Raw genomic sequence first — 17,887 nt, forward strand, 5'->3', positions numbered from 1 at the left:
CATGGCACAGTTCAGTGTTAATTCACAGCGTTTTGACCCATATAAGAATTTTAAGTTCAGAGTAAAGTGGGATGGTAAGTATGTTGCGGGGATCAGCAAAGTTGGAGGTTTGAAGAGGACTACGGAAGTTGTCAAGCACCGTGAGGGTGGAGACCCAAGCAGTACTCGCAAATCTCCAGGTAGAACCGAGTACGAAGCTGTTACTCTTGAAAGAGGAGTTACTCACGATACAGAGTTCGAAAAATGGGCAAATAAAGTTTGGAATTATGGTTCGGGTCTCGGTGCCGAAGTCTCTCTTAAGGATTTCAGGAAGGATATTACCATAGAAGTTTATAACGAGGCCGGTCAGTTAGTTCTGGCGTATAACCTTTTCCGCTGCTGGGTGTCTGAATACCAGGCAATGGCCGACCTGGATGCCAATGCCAACGCAATACTAATCCAGCATATCAAGCTGGAAAATGAAGGCTGGGAACGTGATTATAACGTGCCTGAGCCTCAAGAGCCGAGCTTCACAGAGCCATCTGCATGATCCCGGAAGTGAAGCCCCTCTCTGCTCATGACATCATACGCATTTGGGAGCTGGGGCATGATATGCACCATATCGAGCGAGCTCTGCTTATATTATCGGCTTCATCGGGATCTACCCAAAATAAGCTGGCTTCACTGCCTGTTGGAAAGAGAGATGCTCTGCTGCTGGATATACGCAGTAAAATTTTTGGTGACAGGATGAACTGCTTTGCTACCTGTCCTGAATGTGGCGATAAAATCCAGTTTACTCTCAGTGCCAGGAGCCTGATCGTAAAAAGTCCGGATAAACCTTATGATATACCGCATGAGCTGTCATCGGATGGTCTGTCACTAATATTCAGGCTCCCAGACAGCACAGATCAGCTTGCAGTCCTCTCATCCGACAACATTGAAACCGCAAGACTCCTTATCATCAAGCGGTGCCTGTTAAAGGTGATCAATGATGGCACTCCGATAGCAACAGAAGATGTGCAGGAGAATGCTATCAATTTATTGTGCTCGGGAATTTTGGAGCTGGACCCTGGGAGCGAGTTGCTATTGGATGTAACATGTGCTTCTTGTGGAAATAACTGGCAGGCACTTTTTGATATAGTGACATTCTTCTGGTCAGAGATATCAGCGGAGGCCAGAAGATTGTTATTAGAGGTACATAACCTGGCATCTGCGTATGGCTGGAGTGAAGCGGAGATACTATCAATGAGCGCTTTAAGGCGGCGCTATTATCTGGAGATGATCGGTTGACCTCTGATTATTTTACGAGGCTGGCCGGAAGGGCTCTTGGCAAAATTAGTGTAGTACAGCCGGATATCGCTTCCATATTCACTGTCTCTTCATTTCATGAAAGCGAAAACCATGAAAGCGAAAACCATGAAAGCGAAAACCATGAAAACGAAAAGATACTCTCAGAGTATCAAGTAGATCTATTAGATGTGGCAGAAGATAACGGAGTTTCCAGCTCATTTCTCTCAGCCAGGCCTGGGGCAAATATGACTGACGTTACATTGCCTGAGCCTTCTTCAGACATAAATCATGGAGTACGAATACCAGCTACTGTATGGACACCGGCTGCTGTACGGACACCGGCTACTGATATTTTGAATAAGGCAGTAACTCAAGTCGACGATACTATGATAAAAGTCGATGATGCTGTGATAAAAGTCGACGATGCTGTGGTAAATAATGAGTTGCGTTCAGAAAGATGTAAAGTGCAAGATGAAGCTACTTCTTCAATGATAGGTAGTGACAGTGCAAAAGTTACCTCAAAAATAAGATCAACAAGCAACTTTTACTCATTGTCGACATCTGAACATGCTGAAAGTCTCGATTGCAAAATCTCAGCATCGGAACACTTTGAAAGTCTCGATTGCAAAATCTCAGCATCGGAAAACGCTGAAAGTCTCGATTGCAAAACCCCGGCAATTAGCGAATCTTCGTTCCCAAATATCGTGGATGAAAAAACTCAGTATAAGCTTTCCGGGGAAGAGTCCAGAAAACATGCTGATTTTCGCCTTGAAGGGATACCTGTTAGCCTGCGAAGTACTAGAATAACGTCAAGTAACGATATACTGCATGAGGACACAGGAAGTTCTCAAATAGATAGTTATTCTAAAGGGGAAATTTTCACTGGAGAACAGTCGCCTTCTGTATCTTCTTTAGTAGAAGATAGTTTCAGAGTACAGGAAAAAGATAAAAAGCTGCTTCTCAACTCCACTGACATCAGCGAACAAAGGACTATTGAAAGTTCAAGAACGATTAAAAGTTCAAAAAACAGTAAAAAATTACTGGAAGATAATGGCAGCTATGAGAATGGCAGCTATGAGAATGGCAGCTACGAGGCTAGAAGCTTGCATGCTTCTGAAATTAGTTTTAAGGAGAATAAAAAGGACAACATATCTCATTTGGTCTCATACGCTGCAGATGCAGAAAATAAAGAGATTGTTTCTAAAGAGATTATTTCGCCTCCTGTAGGTGAGACAACTGTCGATATGCATGTAGCTACTCATCTGCCAGATAATGAAAAAGTATATTCCCTGCATGAAAGGATCTCGGAGAACCCCGAAGATTTGCCTGTTGAGATTGCTTATAACACTGAGGCTCAGAGTAGAGAAACAATATCGGCTCTTGATAACAACAGCATCGATAGTGTCCGAAAGTTGGCTCAAAGCTCCGTCGATAATGTCCGAAAGTTGGCTCAAAGCCCGATCCCGCAGGAGCAGCTCATTCATGTAAACATCGGGCGCATTTATGTTAAAGCTTCGTTACCTCAAGGGTACAGTGAAGAGCGGCATAAAATTGTGAAGCGAAATCCATCTCTTTCTTTAGATGAATACTTAAAACGCAGATCTGGTGGCAGCTATGAGTAGCGCATTAGCCATAGCAGCAGTTACAGCTATCTTGAAAGATCTTCTGGACAATGGCATCATAGACGGTAACATCGCCGAAAAGACAGGCGATGTAAGTGTCACTACACTGGCACCTGAACTTATATTACCTAAAAAAGATGACACATCCAGCCAGCTTGGACTATTTATGTACCAGGTAACATTCAATCAGGGGTGGCGTAATGCGGGTTTACCTTCGTTTGACAGTAATGGTTCAAGAGTTAGTAATCCTCCTCTCGCGCTGGATCTTCATTATTTATTAACCGCTTACGGCCTGAAAGATTATGATGCAGAGATACTTTTAGGAACCGCCATGCAGATTTTGCACGAAACTCCTGTCCTGACAAGGAAAGCGATCCAGAAGTCATTATCCGGTTACCCTAATCTCTCAGGTTCTTCACCGGAGCAGATACTCCCGTTTTCCGGATCGGATGCCACCAACCTGGCAAGACAGCTTGAGTCTATAAAGATCACCCCTGAGCCATTGAGCACAGATGAGATGTCCAAGATATGGTCAGCGCTCCAGAAAAGTTATCGGCCTACAATGGGCTATAAAGTATCCGTAGTACTCATAGAAGCTGAGCGTCCGACAAAGCATCCTCTTCCTGTCAGTTCGCGAGGAATATACTCGTATACTTTCAGCAGTCCCGTTATAGAGCAGCTCACTTCACAGGATAAGGCCCACGACCCGATTATAAAATATATGCCGATAGTCATCGGTCAGCGCCTGGTAATTTTAGGTAAGGGTCTGCAGGGTGAAGTGACAAAAGTGAGGATAAGCGGCATAGAAGTTATGCCTTCAAAGGACGACATCTCTGATACATGTATAATAGTACAAATTCCGCCAGAACTTATGGCAGGTGCACAGACTGTCCAGGTTATACATAAAAAGCAGCTTGGAAATGAAAAAAGAGAGTTCCAGACCTCCGAATCTAATGGTATGGCATTCATGCTAAGGCCATCCATAAAATCAATTGACTCAAGCAGCAAGACTATCACTTTCAACCACTATGTAGGCAAGTTCCAGCGTGTGTTCCTGCTGTTAGATGAGTATCGAGAACCTGGAAATCTTTCATCGATACCTCTCAAGACTTATAGTCTCCAGGCCCCGAAAGATAACGGCATAACAGATATCTCTGAAGAAAAGACTGAGAATATAACTTTTGAAGGGGAAATAGTTCCCGGAGATTATCTTGTTCGGGTAAGGGTGGATGGTGCAGAAAGCATGCTCAACTCTGACACAAAAGGGTATTATGATAGCCCGAGGGAGAGCTTCAATGGATAAAAATGATTGGCTTGAAGCGAACCGGCGTTATCTTGTCGAGGAAATCTCTGCCGTACGCCGCCTGCTTGAAAGACATGCAGATGGAACGGAAAACGATCGAACCGAAGAAAACGATCGAACCAAAGAAATTGATCGAACCGAAGAAAAAGTTCAAGGTGAAGCTCGGTCGCCTATGCTGGATAGTCTTTGCCGTGCTTTTGGTCTCTCAAGATTCGAGCGCTTAATAATGATATTATGCGCAGGCATGGAGATGGACAGCAAATTCGGGCCTCTTTGCGCGGTTGTCCAGGGAGATGCATCAAAGGATTATCCGACTTTTGGCCTGGCTCTTTCAATATTTCCTGAAGCTCACTGGTCCGCGCTTACTCCAATGATGCCATTGAGGTACTGGAAACTTCTCTATCTCGAGGGCAATAACACTATTGTGTCAAGTCCACTTCGAATCGACGAGAGAGTGCTCCATTATATTGCCGGCATCAATAATATTGATGAACGGCTCGACGGAGCCTTAGAGCAGATATACAACGACCCCGACCTGCTGCCTTCGCACTATGAACTCGCTGTGCTTCTGGCTGAAACTTTATCGAGCACTACTGAAACTGACCGACTCCCACTGATACAGCTTTGCGGTGAAGACCCATCGAGTGCTCGAGATATAGCCCTTAAGGCATGCGATATGGCCGGGCTTAACCTGTGTTCTCTTCTAATAAATGCTATCCCCCTGGCTATGGATGAGCTGGAAATGTTCATACGGCTCTGGCAGCGCGAAGTAATTCTTGGGCAGTGCGCCTTGCTCATAGATTATGACGAAGTGGCTGGAGAGATAGCTAGAGAAAAGGCGGTCATGAGGCTCATACAGAGGATACGTGGACCAATTATCGTCATAAGTAGGGAACGTCTCAGGACATTATATCGAAGTAACATCATACTGGACATAAAAAGACCGAAGGTAGAGGAACGCTTTGCAGTGTGGCACGAGGCGCTTGGCACAGCCGCAGAAACTCTTGATAGCCAGCTTAAGGCTATTGCTTCCAATTTTAACTTTAACGCCACGACTATCCAGGCCATATGCGAAGAAGCAGTTGGGCTTCATTACACGGGAGAAGAGCTTGAAAACTATATCTGGAAGTCTTGCAGAGCATACTCAAGACCCCGGCTTGAAGCTCTGTCACAAAGGATCGAGCCAGCTGCTTCCTGGGAGGACCTTGTGCTTCCGGACCAGCAGCTTTCCACGCTACACGAGATCGTTGCACACGTTAAATGGCGCTCCAAGGTATACGATGAATGGGGCTTTGAATTGAAAGGCTCACGTGGTCTTGGGATCAGTGCATTGTTTTCAGGCGCAAGCGGCACGGGTAAAACGATGGCTGCCGAGGTATTGGCAAATGAATTAGGGCTTGACCTTTATCGAATCGACTTAAGCCAGGTAGTAAATAAGTACATAGGAGAGACAGAGAAGAATCTTCGGCGCGTATTCGATGCAGCCGAGGAAGGCAGTGCCATCCTGCTCTTTGATGAGGCCGATGCTCTCTTTGGAAAGCGGAGCGAGGTCAAGGACAGCCACGACCGATATGCAAACATAGAAATAAGCTATCTCCTGCAGCGCATGGAGGCCTACCGCGGCCTGGCAATCCTGACAACTAATATGAAGAGCTCCCTGGATACGGCGTTCATGCGTCGCATTAAGTTCATTGTTGAATTTCCGTTTCCAGAAATTTCGCAGCGTGCATTAATATGGAAGCAGGTTTTCCCACCCTGCGTGCCGACCGAAGGCCTGGCCTTTGAGAAACTTGCAAAACTCAATGTCGTAGGTGGAAACATACGCAACATAGCATTGAATGCTGCTTTTCTTGCAGCTGAGTCCCAGGGGCCGGTGTGCATGGAGCACTTGTTGCGTGCCGCTCGCAGTGAGTATGCCAAAATTGGAAAGTCGCTCACCGATTCTGAAATAAGAGGATGGGTATGACGCGTACAAAGATAGAGCTTTATATTGAAGAGCTGGTTCTTGAAGGGTTTCCACCAGGTGACCGCCTGAGAATCGCTTCAGCAATAGAGGCTGAACTTGTCAGAAAGCTTGAAAGTGGAAACCTGAACGGCTCCCTGTTAAAAACAAAAGAGATCAGATGGTTGAATCTTGAGACGATCAATATGGCAGAAGGTTCCACTGCTGATAAGATAGGGAAGCAGATTGCAAATGCGATTTATGATGGATTAGGCAGGTGAGCCTGGAGTTTTTCTTTAGTGCTTGAGCTTGAGAATATTATGAGAACCATGATAAATATTATCAGTTTTTATATTACCAGTTCTTTTCCCGCACCTGAATCTGAATTTGCAGAATGATGAGGAAAGATGGAGAGTAAATAACAATGTATACATTTCCCGGTTCCCCACGCCTTGTCAAAGGCGCTATTGTCGCCTACGACGACAAAAATAAGCCAACCAGCATTATCAGGTTTCAGTTCAACCCGGATACTCTCAGCCGCTCGCTTCAGGCCCAGACATCAGGTGAGGGCGGGGCACAGGCTGACGTGTTGCGCTTGAAGGGGCCGCCGGTTGAGACAATAAAACTTGAAGCTGAAATTGATGCCACTGACCAGCTTGAAGTGGGAGATCAAAATGCTGTGAGCATGGGGATCTACCCACTGCTATCAGCTCTAGAACTGCTTATTTACCCTGACAGCGGGCTGGTGCAGGATAATGAAGCACTTCTCGAAAAAGGTGCCATTGAGATTATTCCGCCTGAAGCTCCTCTGACACTATTTATATGGGGGGCTAACCGGGTGATCCCTGTTCGACTGACCGGCTTTGACATAACTGAAGAGGCCTATGACACGAACCTGAACCCCATACGTGCAAAAATCTCCCTTAACCTGAGAGTTCTGAGCTACAATGACCTCTCAAAGACTAATCTCGGGTATTTCATATTCAAAACACACCATCTGAGTAAAGAATTGATGGCTAAGGGCGGGGTATCCTCGATTTCCAATTCCATTATTTCCAATATTAAGTTCACTTAATTATTCAGTCAGACGAAATAGTATCTATGGACAAATTTGCATACTGTCCTCTGTCCTATGGATAAATTTACGTGAATTAGTCCAATAGATAAATTTACGTGAGTTAGTTTTTCTTAAAACTCCAGCTATTGATTACGTTTCTCTTTTTCTTACCTTCAGTTATAATCACAATAACAGGTTACATTAAATCAATATATTCAACTGATCTGGTAGACTGAATTGTCACAAATTAAGTTGCGAGTGATTCACATGTTCGAACATACCAGTAGATATTATGCACTGGATACCGATGTCTATAAATCTCCAGATGGGAGCGAGATCAAGTATGCGAAAAGGCGCTTCCTACCACAGGGAGAAAGCTTGCCTCTGCTTGTAGAGGTCATCGTGTCAGGGAGTGATCGACTCGATATTATATCCGACAGCACACTGTGTGATGCTGAACAGTACTGGCGCATATGCGATGCGAATAATGTCATGGACCCTTCCTGCCTGCTATATCCAGGTCTCCGACTGCGCATCCCGGCAGCACAGTATTAAAAGGGGATGCTATGAGCAAGAGGGGTATCGATCTTCGATTATCGCTGGGGCAAAACGTCCCGGAGCATGCGTCTTTGGAACTGATGGAAACCATAGATAGTATTGAGGTCACCCATAACGACTCTGCACGGTCTGGGTTTCGGATTACATTCCGGGCCGGACGATCGAGGGAAAAAACCAAAGCCGATTTCATATTGCTAAAAAGTCCGCTGCTAAAACCATGTAATCGCGTTATCATCGAAGTGATTTTTGGCGCTACTCCTCGCGTTCTTATGGACGGAATCATCACCAACCAGCAGATTTCTTCAGGAGGTGAGCCCGGTTCATCCACTTTAACCGTAATAGGTGAGGATGTAAGCCTGGCCATGGATTTTAAAGAAAAGTCTCTCCAGCATGATAGCCAGGACGAGTACACTATCGTCCAGAAAACGATCGGGAATTATCATAAATTCGGTCTGGTAGCAGACGTCGTCAAGCCGCCTATATCAAATAGGCCCGATCCTGCCATACGAACGCCTTCACAGGAGTTTACAGATCTGAAATATTTGCAAAAATTAGCTGAACCCTACGGTTATGTTTTTTATATTATTCCTGGGCCGCAGCCCAAATCCAATACTGCTTACTGGGGGCCGCCTAAAAGAGTCGGCGTTCCGCAAAAGATGCTCACGACTAATATGGGCTATGAGTCGAACGTGATCTCGATAAATTTTCAGTACAACGCCCTTACACCCTTTGTGGTCGAAGGCACGATAATGGACAGTTCGACTAACAAACTCGTAGATATAAATGATAAGGCAAGCGGCAGACAGTCCCTTTCAGGAAACCCGGCATTGACCACTCAGCCCAATGTGCGTGTAAAACGTTACCGTGCGCTAAAGGGCCTGGATTCGGCACAGGCAAGGGCACAGGCAAAAGGAATGATAGAAGAATCAGCCGACGCTGTCAGAGCTGAAGGTGAGCTGGACAGCTTGAAATATGGCACCTTGCTCCAGGCAAGGTCTATTGTCAAATTGGGAGGAGCAGGGAACAGTTTTGACGGTTTATATTACGTAAAAAGCGTGACCCATAATATAAAAAGAGGCGATTACAAGCAGCGTTTTTCCCTTGTTCGCGAAGGGGTTGGCGTAAAATAACAGCCGGTGGTAGCACGGATAATTTTTATGGAAAGTATAGGGGTAAAGTCGAAGATAACGAAGACCCGAAAAAGAAAGGGCGGTTACAGGTCAGCGTCCCTGCAGTTCTGGGGTCGAACGGGAGAAGCTGGGCCATGCCCTGTGTGCCATACGCTGGAAAAGGTGTCGGACTATTTGCTATTCCTCCAAAAGGCACTAACGTCTGGGTGGAATTTGAGGGAGGAGATCCTGATTATCCAATCTGGACTGGATGCTTTTGGGGAGACGGAGAACTGCCTTCAACTGCCAGTGCACCGGATGTTAAAGTCTTGAAGACGGAGGAATGCAGCATTACTCTGGACGACTCCTCAGGAAAAGCAAAAATTGCCATTGAAACCAAAGCCGGCATGAAGATCATTATAGATTCGAATGGAATTGAGATCGATGACGGTAAGAATGGGAGTATCAAGCTTTCAGGCCCTAAGGTAGCAATCAACGGTGACGCTCTGGAAGTGACCTGATGCCTGGATTTTTACTGCATGTGGGAATAACATCCATGTGCCCTCATGGAGGCCAGATATCGGTAGTTTCCACCAATACAAGAGTCAAGGTAAGCAGCCAGGCAGTCGCTGTCATGGGAGATAATTTCACGGTCGCAGGTTGTGCTTTCACAGTACCGACGAGCAAACCGCAGCCGTGCGTTAAGGTGCAGTGGATCGTTCCTGCTATGAGAGTAAAGGTCTGCGGAAAACAGGTTCTTCTGCAGTCAAGCACCGGCCTGTGCCAGAGTGCAGAACAGATCCCTCAGGGTCCGCCAAATATTGTATCAACTCAGGCAAAAGTGAAGGGAACATAATGCAGATCGATTACCCGTATCACATAAATAGCAATGGAAAGACGGCAGACACTGATGACGATGATCACATCCGTGACCTGATCGAGCAGGTACTCTTCACGTCTCCTGGAGAACGTGTCAACCGTCCTGCATTTGGCACAGGCTTGCTGCAGCAGGTGTTTGCACCTAACAGTGATGAACTGGCCATAGCTGTTCAGTTCATGGTTCAGAGTTCACTACAGCAGTGGCTAGGTGACCTGATACAGGTTGAAGGTGTCGATGTGGAGAATCTCGATAGTACGCTCCAGGTAACCGTGCAGTACGTTGTCCGCCGCAATCAGCAGCGTATGATCAGCCAGTTCGCAAGAGAGGTATGATATGGGAGAGCATTACCAGTGTAAGAACCAGATGAGGAAATTGCTTGTTCGAAGAGCGAGCGAGAATGGTCTTCTACTCAACGGCATTGATTATCTCGAGGTTGATAATACTGATAAGTCAAACAGAAAAATAGTGATATACTTTATTAACGACCTTGGCCTGCCGGATCTAAAAGAAAGCGATATATCCATATCAGGTACTTCAAAAGTTGACTTTCGCATACACTCAGTAAATAGTAATGTTCTTACGCTCATATATTCGCCTCCTGTCGATTTTTCCACCTATACGCTCCGTTTGATCTGCTCGCTGGTCGATTCCGATCCATCCAGGCACTTTGATCCTCAATTATCAGAAATAGATTTCTCTTTCAAGATCGACTGTCTCAATGAGTTTGATTGCAGTTTTTCTGAAGCTTGCCCTGCTGAAAAGTTGCCTGTACCTCAGATAGATTATTTGGCCAGGGATTATGCCAGCTTCCGTCGCCTGATGCTGGATAGGCTATCCCTTGTATCACCCGAATGGAAAGAACGGAACCCCGCTGATATTGGCATAATGCTTGTGGAACTTGTCGCATATGTAGCTGACCAGTTGAGTTACTATCAGGATGCTGTTGCAACCGAAGCGTATCTAGGGACAGCTCGCAAGAGGACTTCAATACGCCGCCACGCACGCTTGCTCGACTATAAAATGCATGATGGGTGTAATGCACGCGCATGGGTACAGGTTTGTATTGCTGATGACGTTAATGGCGAAGTATGCATCGAAAAGGGAATTCCATTGTTTTCAAATGCGGTTAATGAAGAACCTGTCGTATTCGAAACAATGCACGATGCAACGCTTTATAAAGCGCATAACAGGATACTGTTTTATACCTGGCAAGACGGACAGTGCTGCTTGCCAGAGGGCGCAACCAGAGCCACTCTCATTAATGAAAACGGAGAACTGAACCTTAAGATAGGAGATATTCTTGTTTTTAAAGAGGAAAGAGACCCAAAAACTGGCAGGACGGAAGATGCTGACACATCACACCGACATGCTGTAAGGCTGACGAACGTCCTGTACAAGAACAGTAACGATGAACTTATTTACGACCCTCTTTTCCCAGATAGGAAGATCATGGAGGTAGAGTGGTCCCAGGAAGATTCACTGCCTTTTCCTCTCTGCCTCTGGGAAGTTGACAGTGATGAAGACGATACGATCAAAAAACCTGTCAGTGTAGCTCTCGGGAACATTATCCTGGCTGACCATGGCAAAACCATTGTCGAGAAAGTTACCATTGATAAGAGTGGTACAGTACGTTTAAAAGAAAGCCCGGTCACACAGCAGGGACAGGTCCGTAACAGCAGGGGAGAATTAGTATCCTTTGACACCGAAAAGTCAGCTATTTCTGCCATCGTTTGGAATATGGACGATGTCAGGCCATCTATTGAGCTTATCGACAGTTCAGGTCTTGTTTGGGAGACACAAAGTGACTTGATCGAAAGCGGTAGGTTCTCGCGGAACTTCGTTCTGGAGACGGAAGAGGATGGTACGGCTTATATACGCTTCGGCGACGACGTACTTGGGAAGCGCCCCGAAATAGGATCAGAAATGATCGCCCGGTATAGAGTAGGAAACGGGAGGGTGGGTAACCTTGGCCCGGGCACGATTGTAAATGTGGGCGTAAAAGATAGCAGAATCGTAGGGGCCTGCAATCCTATAGCTGCTACTTGTGGTACTGACCCTGAACCCATGGAGACGGCGCGTCTTAACGCCCCACAGGCGTTTAAAGTCCAGGAGCGCGCAGTGACTGAAGACGATTATGCGAGAATTGCCGAACGCCATCCTGAAGTGCAGAAAGCTGTAGCTACGCTGCGCTGGACAGGAAGCTGGCATACGATGTATGTAACCATTGATCGCGAAGGTGGAGCTGAAGTGGACGAGCCGTTTAAAAAAGATCTTATTACTTTCATGGAATGTTACCGGCTCACAGGGCATGACCTGGAAGTCTGCTCTCCAAGTTTTGTACCTCTGGATATAAGCATGGATATATGCGTAGCTCCAGGTTATATAAAATCCAATGTTAAGAAAACATTGCTCAATGCGTTTAGCAACGCTGATTTCCCTGATGGAACCAGAGGCTTTTTCCATCCTGATAATTTCACTTTTGGTCAGCCTATCTATCTCAGCCAGCTTATCTCAACAGCGATGAAGGCGTCTGGCGTTTCCCGGGTAAAAGTGACGAGGTTCCAGCGCTGGAAGGAACCTGAGGACGGTGAGATTGATAGAGGATGCATGATCCTGGACCGCCTGGAAATAGCGCGGCTGGATGACGATCCCGATAAACCAGGGAATGGCAGGATTGAATTCAACATGGCGGGTGGACTATGACTGATACTGATGTAAATGGCGAAAAAGAAGCCTGTACAGGATGTAAAAAGTCGGGGCTTGACCAAGACCATGAAAATTTGCCTGGAAAAACCTCAATCAACTACCGACTGGGGAACCACCCGATATTCCTCAGACATATGCTCAATCAACTGCCGACCCAGATAATAAAAGGTAAGACGATCAATGGAACCGATGAACCCGATAAATGGCCTCTTGCCAGAATTTTTACCGGAGACAGCGAGGATCCTACCGTTGCTCTGCTTGATGCCTGTGCTGTCGTTGCAGATGTTATCACTTTCTACCAGGAACGAATCGCAAACGAAGCATTTTTGCGTACGGCCACCGAGAGGCAGTCGGTTCTGGAGCTGGCCAGGTCTGTCGGCTATGAGCTAAAACCAGGAGTATCCGCTTCTACTTATGTTGTATTTACCGTGGACGACACGGTAGATAAAGGTAAAACAGTAGAAGTCCCGAAAGGCACGAAAATACAGAGCATACCTCCGCCTGATAAGCTGCCGCAGACATTTGAGACCATGGAAGACCTCGAAGCAAGTAAGGAGTTGAACGTGCTCAGGCCACGAAGGACAGAGCCTGCGAAATTGGAAATCGATGGTAAAGACGTTATTCTCAAAGGCACAAACACGGGCTTAAAGCCTGGAGATTATATACTATTTGTCGGTGATGAGCGCAAGAACGACCAGTACAATGAGCACTGGGACTTCAGGCAGGTCTCTGCGGTCACTCCGGATCTGGACAAGGGCATAACAAGGGTAGAATGGAAAGAAGGGTTGGGCTGGAGGTCTCCAGATAGAATACGTAAGATCCTGCCTTCTCAAGAAAATGCCCGTTGTTTTGCGTTAAGGCAGCGTGCGGCACTCTTTGGCTATAATGCCCCTGATTGGAGGGCGATGCCAGAGGTTGTTAAAGATGCATATCTTGCCTCTGATACCAGTATTGATAAAGACGAGGCTGTCCAGTGGCCGGGTTTCGACCTGCTTTCTTTACTCTCAACAAGTAATAATATTCTTAAAAAAGGCTTACACGAAGAGTATTTTAGCCGTGAAGATTACAGTGGACTATTGGATTACAAGCCAGTTTCATCCTTTTCTACATACAAAATCACCAAAAAATTCACCAGGAAAATCGTCAAATCTGCTCGCCTTACAGGCTTAATAAAAACTTATAAGGGCGCCAGTAATGCTGAGTATAAATTCAGTATCAATGCACCTGAAAACGCTAAGCTATGGATAAACAGTACGCTTGTGATAAATAATTCAAAGAACAGGAAAAATAGTGGTTCCATAAATCTCAACCCTGAAAAATATTATTTTATTACGCTGAAGTGCCATGACAATAAAGGCCTGGATTTAATAGATTTGCAGTGGACTCCACCAAACAAAAAGGAATGTCCGATCCCGAAAAGTCATCTTTACAGTTACAATGCATTTCCCGTTTATCTTGATGCTTCCTATCCTCAAATACTGGCAGATAGCTGGCTTATGATGTCTATTCCGGGTTATCAGGAGTTGTACAGGGTAGACAGTATGGTTGAGGATTCTCAGACTAACTTTACTTTGTCTGCAAAAACTACCCGCGTGTCGTTGATTGGCGAAAACATGTGCCTTTTTAATAACAGGATAAGGGAAACAGCAGTATATGCAGTTAGTGATGAGCTCGAAATTGCGGATGTACCTATAGACGACGTAATAAGCGACAGGACCATAGAGCTCGATAGTATCGTCGATGGTTTAAGTCCCGGTAAAGTGCTCGTAATATCTGAAATCGATAACGAAAAAGGCCAGTCGAAAAGCGAAATGGTCGAGCTGCAAGAAGTTAAAAATCCAGAAGAAAGAAATACGATAGAAAGCAGGACAATACTCACACTCAAAAGTCCTTTGTTAAATTCCTATAAGCCTGACAATATGGTCATTTATGCAAACGCTGTCAAGGTTACCCATGGTGAGACTATCAATGAGGTACTCGGCAGTGGTGATGGGTCTGTAACTTACCAGAAGTTTACTCTTAAAAATCCGCCATTAACCTATATTTCTTCTAAGAACGGAGCTCTCAGTACTCTAGAGGTGCGGGTAAATGATATCCTGTGGAATGAATCACCTTCGCTGTATGGTAAGGATGAGAAAAGCCAGAATTACATGGTAAGGATCGATAACGATAGCAATGCAACAATTACATTTGGAAACGGGAAACAGGGAGCCAGACTTCCAACAGGCGTGGAAAATATTACAGCAACGTACCGCAGCGGCATTGGCGAAGATGGCCAGGTGGAAACAGGAACACTTACTATACTCCAAAATCGGCCTATCGGAATCAAGGAAGTGACAAATCCCTTACCTGGAACGGGCGCCGAGAACCCTGAGAAACTTGAGATGGCTCGCCTGAACGTTCCTGAAGAGGTCCTGACTATGGAGCGCATTGTGTCCCTGCAGGATTTTGAAGACTATGCAAGGGCTTTTCCGGGAATTGGCAAAGCTCAGGCAGTATCCATATGGACGGGCAGCATGAATGTCGTATGTATTACCATCGCTTCGGCTTTCAGCGAGCCTGTGGAACCTGACTCAACGTTATTTTCTGACTTATCCGGTTCTATAGACAGGGTTCGTGACCCTGTGCAGGAAGTATGGATTAAAACTTATAAACCTGTTTTTTTCGATGTAGAAGCATTTTTAAGGATTGATACGGCGTATAAATTGGATTTGGTACAGGAATCTGTGAAAAAATCTCTAATTGATGCTTTTTCATTTGATAAACGATCTTTCGGCCAGAGTGTGACCGAAGCTGAGATTGTAAGCGTCATTCAGGCTGTTCCGGGGATTATTGCGGCTAAACTCGATAAAATATCAGTGCCCGATGCTAGCCAGCCCAGCTATGACATTGAAACAAAAACGTTCGCCGAGGCACAGCTTTTACTCATTAAAGGCATCGAGCTGAAGGAAATGGCAAAATGCACCTTGAGGTGATAGGGAAATGAACGATGAGGAAACGCTGTATAAACTACTTCCTTCCATTTACCGCATCCGGGATAAGGAAAGTGGAGAGCCGCTCAGGGCATTTCTCCAGGTCATCGAGAATGAGATGATGCTCTTAAAAAAGGATATTGACGACCTTTACAATAATATGTTCATTGAAACCTGTGATGAATGGGCAGTCCCTTACATAGGCGACCTTCTGGGAGTAAGGGGCATTCATCCAGCGATCCCGGGCGTTTTCAGCCTCAGGCCTTTCATTGCCAATACTCTCCGTTATCGAAGGCGTAAAGGCACTGTTGCTGTGATAGAGCAAGTTGCCAGGGACATTACAGGCTGGCCATCGAGAGCAATCGAGTATTTCCACCTGCTTTCTATTACCCAGAATATGAACCATATCCTGCCCGATAGTACCACTATCGATTTTCGGAACACGGATGACCTGGAACTCATTGGTGGCCCCTTTGAAAAAGCGGTCCATACAGCCGATATTCGTCGGATCTCGGGAGATAAAAGCCGATATAATATCCCGAACATCGGGATTTTCCTGTGGCGCCTGCAAAGCTATAGGCTTGATAAAGTGACAGCCAGTGTTGAAACAGGCAGTAGCGATCCAGTATGTTATTTATTCAATCCGCTGGGGCTTGAGGCACATTTATTCAACAACCTTGAGGAAGAGAACAATATCTCTCATATTGCCGGAGAGGCTGACACTCCTGGTAAACTTAGAAGGCTGCCTTTACAACAGGAATTAAAAGCGCGTCGGTGCAACATCCATTTTAATAAGGACTTTCTCTGCACGTACTTTGGCAAATACACTGATACAGATAATGGCAACAGTGTCTTTGAAGTTTATCTGGATGATGAGCTTGTCAAGCCTGAAGAGATGGTTATCTGTAATCTGATTGATTCTAATAAAAACCGGTGGGCAGGTCTGCCAAAAGACATAAATTTTCTATATAAAAATGAGGACGGAACCGGGATTGAGGCCAATCAAACAATAAAAGTAGCAGTAGACCCTATCCATGGAAGAATAGCGGTGCCTGGAAGCGTTAATCCTGGAGCGGTTAAAGTAAGTTATGCTTATGGATTTAGCGGCGACCTTGGTGGCGGCCCCTACGACCGTTCTGAGTACGTCGGTAGTGCCTGGAGGGAAGCAGACGTACAACATTTTGGGGTCACCTTAGAAAAAAATAATCCAGAAGAGGCAGGAGAGACAACCTTCTTTGATAGTGTATCCGGAGCAGTAGATGCCTGGAATAATAATTTATCTGGCACAAAAGGGGTAATATCCATTCTGGATAACGCTACATATACGGAAAGTGGGGAGAAACTGGAGATAGACTTAAAAGGTCGCGAACTGCTAATCATAGCAGCAGGATGGCCCGAAGAAGACAACCCTGACAAACCTGGGACTAAGATCCACAAACCTTCAAAGTTCAATGCCTCCGGAAGAAGGCCTTATCTGAAGTTCGGAATCTCAGTAAAGGATTCCGGGGACGAGAATGCCAACTCGGGCAAATTATACTTGAATGGGTTATTATTGAAGGGACCAATCGAGGTAAAAACCCCAGGCAGCATTTCTATGCTGGACGTTACTCACTGCACAATCGTACCCTGGAAAAATGGCAGTCTGGATAGCAGTCTGGATAGCAGTATTACCGTTAATAACCAGATCGTCAACAGTCCAGAAAGCAAGGTCAAGTCCAGACTGGCAATATACCTGAACAGAAGCATTTGCGGTACTATAGTTTGCCCCAGCTCGGTTAACTGGTCAGAACAGACTTCTATTGTCAGCGAGTTGTCCATGACCGATTGTATTATCGACAGCTCTAAAAATGCCGGAGCGGTTGCCATAGATGCATATAATACTCTGGTAAGCGCAAATGAGTGCACTATTTTCGGGACGACACAGGCGGGGGTTATCACTGCGAGCAATTGTATATTTAATGGCCTGGTTATTGCAAAACGGAGGCAAAAGGGATGTATACGCTATAGCTATGTCCCTTCAAGCTCGATTACTCCAAAGCGCTTCAGGTGCCAGCCTGACCTTGCGATCTCAAAACGGTTAAAGGAGCTGAACAGTGCAGCAGGATCGGCACAAATAAGCAGCCTTCCAGCGAAGGAAGAGAAAAGGATTATGGACAGCATGGTTCCCGTCTTTACTTCATCAATATTCGGAGAACCGGGATACGGCCAGTTGAGCCGTGTATGTCCTGATGAAATATTTAAAGGAGTGGAATCAGGGGTAGAGATGGGAGCGTTTAATTTTTTAAAACAAACCCATAGATTAGCAAACCTTAGAGCCATGCTGGATGAGTATATGAGGTTTGGACTGGAAGCAGGGATATTTTTTGTTGATTGATAATAAACTGTAGTTAGTGTTTGAGTTTCTCGATCTGTTAATTCAAAATTCCCATAGTGGAGTTCTTACAATAAAAAATTTTTAATAAATTTTTA

At 45.5% G+C, this 17,887-nt stretch carries 15 protein-coding genes; all 15 read left to right on the forward strand.

Going from position 1 to position 17,887, the window contains the following annotated elements:
- Position 1 precedes the first annotated feature (1 nt).
- The 15 genes from FXW07_RS02300 (at position 2) to FXW07_RS02370 (ending at position 17,792) form a co-directional block, all read left to right on the forward strand.
- Complete coding sequence (locus FXW07_RS02300; RefSeq protein ID WP_229393576.1) at positions 2–529, forward strand: phage tail protein; 528 nt, start codon at positions 2–4, stop codon at positions 527–529.
- On the forward strand, positions 526–1,269 hold the full coding sequence (locus FXW07_RS02305; protein ID WP_229393577.1) for a hypothetical protein: 744 nt from the start codon (positions 526–528) through the stop codon (positions 1,267–1,269). Before FXW07_RS02300 ends, FXW07_RS02305 begins: the two co-directional genes overlap by 4 nt.
- Complete coding sequence (locus FXW07_RS02310; RefSeq protein ID WP_229393578.1) at positions 1,266–2,891, forward strand: hypothetical protein; 1,626 nt, start codon at positions 1,266–1,268, stop codon at positions 2,889–2,891. Before FXW07_RS02305 ends, FXW07_RS02310 begins: the two co-directional genes overlap by 4 nt.
- Entirely contained in the window at positions 2,884–4,194 is a 1,311-nt protein-coding gene (locus FXW07_RS02315; RefSeq protein WP_229393579.1) for a Pvc16 family protein, read from the forward strand. Before FXW07_RS02310 ends, FXW07_RS02315 begins: the two co-directional genes overlap by 8 nt.
- Positions 4,187–6,160: an AAA family ATPase gene (locus FXW07_RS02320; RefSeq protein ID WP_229393580.1), complete on the forward strand. Its 1,974-nt coding sequence runs from the start codon at positions 4,187–4,189 to the stop codon at positions 6,158–6,160. The genes FXW07_RS02315 and FXW07_RS02320 overlap by 8 nt, the downstream gene beginning before the upstream one ends.
- Positions 6,157–6,417 carry a hypothetical protein gene (locus tag FXW07_RS02325; RefSeq protein WP_229393581.1) on the forward strand — a complete coding sequence of 87 codons (261 nt, stop codon included), beginning with the start codon at positions 6,157–6,159 and terminating at the stop codon, positions 6,415–6,417. Before FXW07_RS02320 ends, FXW07_RS02325 begins: the two co-directional genes overlap by 4 nt.
- 143 nt (positions 6,418–6,560) lie before the next feature.
- On the forward strand, positions 6,561–7,211 hold the full coding sequence (locus FXW07_RS02330) for a hypothetical protein (protein WP_229393582.1): 651 nt from the start codon (positions 6,561–6,563) through the stop codon (positions 7,209–7,211).
- Between the two features lie 249 nt (positions 7,212–7,460).
- Positions 7,461–7,748 carry a hypothetical protein gene (locus FXW07_RS02335; protein WP_229393583.1) on the forward strand — a complete coding sequence of 96 codons (288 nt, stop codon included), beginning with the start codon at positions 7,461–7,463 and terminating at the stop codon, positions 7,746–7,748.
- An 11-nt stretch (positions 7,749–7,759) separates the two neighbouring features.
- Positions 7,760–8,881 (forward strand): hypothetical protein, encoded by a 1,122-nt coding sequence (locus FXW07_RS02340; protein ID WP_229393584.1) that lies wholly within the window; start codon positions 7,760–7,762, stop codon positions 8,879–8,881.
- Positions 8,878–9,381 carry a phage baseplate assembly protein V gene (locus FXW07_RS02345; RefSeq protein ID WP_229393788.1) on the forward strand — a complete coding sequence of 168 codons (504 nt, stop codon included), beginning with the start codon at positions 8,878–8,880 and terminating at the stop codon, positions 9,379–9,381. Before FXW07_RS02340 ends, FXW07_RS02345 begins: the two co-directional genes overlap by 4 nt.
- Complete coding sequence (locus FXW07_RS02350; protein ID WP_229393585.1) at positions 9,381–9,716, forward strand: hypothetical protein; 336 nt, start codon at positions 9,381–9,383, stop codon at positions 9,714–9,716. The genes FXW07_RS02345 and FXW07_RS02350 overlap by 1 nt, the downstream gene beginning before the upstream one ends.
- On the forward strand, positions 9,641–10,072 hold the full coding sequence (locus tag FXW07_RS02355) for a GPW/gp25 family protein (protein WP_229393586.1): 432 nt from the start codon (positions 9,641–9,643) through the stop codon (positions 10,070–10,072). Before FXW07_RS02350 ends, FXW07_RS02355 begins: the two co-directional genes overlap by 76 nt.
- A 1-nt stretch (position 10,073) precedes the next feature.
- Complete coding sequence (locus FXW07_RS02360; protein WP_229393587.1) at positions 10,074–12,443, forward strand: putative baseplate assembly protein; 2,370 nt, start codon at positions 10,074–10,076, stop codon at positions 12,441–12,443.
- Complete coding sequence (locus FXW07_RS02365; RefSeq protein WP_229393588.1) at positions 12,440–15,421, forward strand: putative baseplate assembly protein; 2,982 nt, start codon at positions 12,440–12,442, stop codon at positions 15,419–15,421. Before FXW07_RS02360 ends, FXW07_RS02365 begins: the two co-directional genes overlap by 4 nt.
- Positions 15,422–15,428: 7 nt before the next feature.
- Positions 15,429–17,792, forward strand: a complete 2,364-nt coding sequence (locus FXW07_RS02370; RefSeq protein ID WP_229393589.1) for a hypothetical protein — start codon at positions 15,429–15,431, stop codon at positions 17,790–17,792.
- Positions 17,793–17,887 lie beyond the last annotated feature (95 nt).

The organism is Methanosarcina sp. DH1, assembly GCF_020804205.1.
Classification (GTDB): Archaea; Halobacteriota; Methanosarcinia; order Methanosarcinales; family Methanosarcinaceae; genus Methanosarcina; species Methanosarcina vacuolata.